Source organism: Roseburia faecis (assembly GCF_001406815.1).
Classification (GTDB): domain Bacteria; phylum Bacillota; class Clostridia; order Lachnospirales; family Lachnospiraceae; genus Roseburia; species Roseburia faecis.
The window spans coordinates 1-3,798 of record NZ_CVRR01000040.1; the positions used below are offsets into that span (position 1 = coordinate 1).

General features: G+C 40.5%; 3 protein-coding genes. 1 reads left to right on the forward strand and 2 read right to left on the reverse strand.

Annotation, left to right across the window (positions count from 1 at the left end; all coding sequences use genetic code 11):
- Positions 1-461: 461 nt before the first annotated feature.
- Positions 462-1,220, reverse strand: coding sequence for a hypothetical protein (locus M72_RS12310; RefSeq protein WP_055068430.1), 759 nt, complete (start codon positions 1,218-1,220; stop codon positions 462-464).
- Complete coding sequence (locus M72_RS12315) at positions 1,204-2,163, reverse strand: helix-turn-helix domain-containing protein (protein ID WP_055068431.1); 960 nt, start codon at positions 2,161-2,163, stop codon at positions 1,204-1,206. Before M72_RS12315 ends, M72_RS12310 begins: the two co-directional genes overlap by 17 nt.
- 709 nt (positions 2,164-2,872) lie before the next feature.
- Here M72_RS12315 and M72_RS12320 point away from each other — a divergent pair.
- A complete protein-coding gene (locus tag M72_RS12320; protein WP_055068432.1) occupies positions 2,873-3,610 on the forward strand; it encodes an Rpn family recombination-promoting nuclease/putative transposase in 738 nt (245 codons plus the stop codon).
- Positions 3,611-3,798 lie beyond the last annotated feature (188 nt).

Genomic DNA, 3,798 nt, shown 5'->3' on the forward strand with positions numbered 1-3,798 from the left:
AGCATAATTAATTATACCAAAAAATCGCTCAGACCTCACGGTCTGGGCGATTTTTCTGTCAGGGGAGTTTTTTTACAGCCCCATTCATTTTAAAAATACAATTTAGACTCGCACATATCTGTGATTTCTGCTATTCGGCTTGTCCCTCATGTTCAAAAAATTCTTGACTTTTCACCCATCATTCGCTGTTCTGATTTATTTTGCTTTTTGGCACAGAAGAGGATCGGCACTATGGAATTGACCGTTGGGCAAAACTTTTCAAAACAAAGACATGGGAGGATTTGCGTATGATCACAAAAATAATGAAACAATGCAAAAAGCTGCGAACTCCTTATATCAGCTCAACTCAGACGCAGTAGCCCGCCAGTGCGCACAGTCACGCGCTGATGCCGCCCCATGTCTTCACCTGAATCCCCATGCGGCTTATTCGTACTTATTTTAATTATTAGACAACTCACTGATTATTGTATAGCATATAATTCTCCTATTTCCTGAAGAATCTGTTCTTTCGTTCGTCCCACAAGCCCCAACTGTTTAACATCAACCGTTTCATTTTTCATTCGATCAACAAACTTCTGCATATCCTCATACACGCCACTGGGAGTGGCAATCTTGACTGTAGGGTCAATCAGTTCAGTCAATCGAAAAACATCATTTTTATGCTTCTTAATGTTTTTACTATCAACGTGTTCTCCGGCTTCTTTGCGATCCGTCAAATCCATCCATGCTTTCGCCTTGAATGGAATCAAATATGCAGCATCCAAAACCGTCACTCCATCAACAGTCACTTTCCCCTGCTTCAAGAACTCATAGTAATCATCATCCAAAAGGATTGCAGACAAGCTCGATATGTCCTCATCCATTGGCAGCGGTGTCAATACTGCATCATCTGGAAGTTGAATTGCATCCAGTTTTCTAGTGAACAGTTCGATCATTGCTGGATAACGGTTTGAGGTCGGGTGACTGAAGCGATAAAACTGCGGCACACCAGAGCTTTTATTACAATGTTCATATCCAGCCTGTTTTACATAGTCCCAGAATTTTCTTCCAAAAGCCACATCCACGGCTTCAATAATTAGAACAAGATCAATGTCTTTTGTTGCACGGAAGTCTAAGCCTCCTTCCGTCATCAAGATGTCACACGCAGTTCCACCGATAATTGCATACTGGCTTTCGTTACCCTTGAACCATTCCTTAAAGCTTTCAATCCCTGTTACCATCTATCTTCCTCCACAGATCATTTAACATTTCTTCTACTGCTTCTTCTACCCGTTCATCTGCATCTTCCCTGAGCGATAATGCCAGAGAAAGTTCATCGACCATTTTTTTCTTCGATAATTTTCGTGGGTCATATCTCCACATTTCAACAGCCACCTGTGAATTTGAGTCCTGTAAATCCTTTGTCATACAGTCATTCCACTGAGATATTCTTTCTGAAGCGTAGCACCAAACACCAGGCGCATTGAGCATCGAATACTCCGCCAATGCGGAATATCCGCTCTCCAACAATTCATTCTTTACTTCCTCGCATGGAACGTAGACAGTCCTTTTCACAGGATTGAGCAGAACTTTCTCTGCTTTATAAAACAACTCTTTGGGGGAGTTTTCTGAAAACAGTATCTTCTGTACTCCGATTTTTCTCGATTGCAGCGTTCCCATTTCTTCAAGTTGTTTGGACGCCCTGGAAATAGATGTTGGTGTCAAATCCAAATCTTTTGCAGCTTGACTTGTGGACAGTTCCTTTGCTCCCTCATAAATAAAATAAAGCAACAGCATCTGAGCTGATGGCAAGATTTCTTCTCTGTCGCTCTTTTCTGCATCACAACGTTCCTGCAAATATGCCGCCATAAAGGGCAGATAAATTTGCTTTCCATCCACAATAAATGCTATCTTTTCTCGAAGTAAATACTCTTTCTGCCGTGCAGTGATTTGTTCCAGTACTAAAACCACAGGGCGATCTGCAACCTTTTTCACACGTTCCAGATGCTTTTTTAATGTTTCCACCTGTTCCAATTCGGTTTTAGGGTACAAAAAAACGGCTTTTTGACCACTCAGAGATACTTTCTGTGAATCGTACCTTGTACTGATAAAGTTTGGCAAATGCTCTAAAGCTTTATTTTCATACAGCACTTCAATTCCTAAAACCCGCTTAAGGTATTCCACTCTATCGCCTCCATTTACAACTCTTTTTCTGTATTGTAACTTATTTTAAGTTAAGATGCAATATCAAGGTTATGATTGGTCAAATTCAACTATTGAAACACCAATATTTTCCAAGCAATTTTGTTTTCATTATTTATTTTGCTAATTGTATCGAAAAGGGCACTTGAAAAATCAAGCACCCTCATGTATAATTTACTCAGAAAGGTTATCGGATGTGTTATCCGATTTGCCCTCAGTAAAGTTAAACTACAAAGAATAGCATCCTCAACTTTGGACGGTCTGGGATGCTATTTCTTTTTATTATGATTATCTATGTAAGACAGTGCCGCAAAAACTACTAGCAATAAAGTAAGCACTTCCATTGTGTTCATAGGGCATCACCCTCTTTCGTAATACTAGAGGGCATCTTAATAATCGGAAATCCACATCCTACTTTCTTTTCAGTTATACAAAACGTATCATAGCATAACACGAACGCATGTTCAATTCAAAATTCTTGACTTTTTCCCTGCTATTCGCTATTCTGAGTTCACAACACATATATCCATTTCAAGCAACTCGGTTGCCAGATCATAACGAACCATTTTCCGGTTCAATTATCAATGGATAGTACAATTAAATATTTTAAATCATTCTGATTTATTTTTGCTTTTTGGGGGTGTGAAAATAAATCCTTATGATATATACTAAAGGAAAGGTAACATACTATATGGAGAAAAGCAACGTACCTGATTTTGAAACCGCAACCGGAACCATTGATTATGGTTTCACCAACGATTATGTATTTCGTAAGATCCTGCAAGAGAACAACGATGTGCTAAAAGCATTAATCTGCTCAATCCTGCACATGAAGCCGGACGGAGTTGAAGTTACTGTGACGAATCCAATTTCACTCGGCGAAACATTTTCTGCCAAGGACTTCATTCTGGATGTCCGGGTCGTGCTCAATGACGGCCGACTGATCGATCTCGAAATGCAGATGACCAACGAATACAACTGGCCGGACCGTTCCATTTCTTACGCTTCACGGAACTTTGATCAATTGAAGCGCGGAGAATATTACATTGATGCCAAGCCAGTGCACAGTATCGGATTTCTGAATTTTACCTTGTTCGAGGATAATCCGGAATTTAATGCATTATATCAGCTTCTGAACGTCAAGACCAAGCGGCTGTACAGCGAAAAATTTTCCATCCACGTCATTGACCTAAGCCGCATCGATCTTGCCACAGAAGAAGATCGGCACTATGGAATCGACCGTTGGGCAAAACTTTTCAAAACAAAGACATGGGAGGATTTGCGTATGATCACAAAAAATAATGAAACAATGCAAAAAGCTGCGGACTCCTTATATCAGCTCAACTCAGACGCAGTAGCCCGCCAGTGCGCACAGTCACGCGCTGATGCCACCTATTGGGAAACCATAAAAAACAATGTAAGCGCATAGTTTTAGGGCGTACCCTATAAATGAAATCTGACACCCCGCGCTAGGATGCCAGACATACGAGTATTTCACTACATTTTATTTACAAGTTTCCTGAGCCAATTTACTCCACGGGGCAAATTGTTCCAATTCCCCGTCTGACATTTCAGCACCAGGACGATGCTCCAGAAGGAAGCTCAGATATTTAAGTG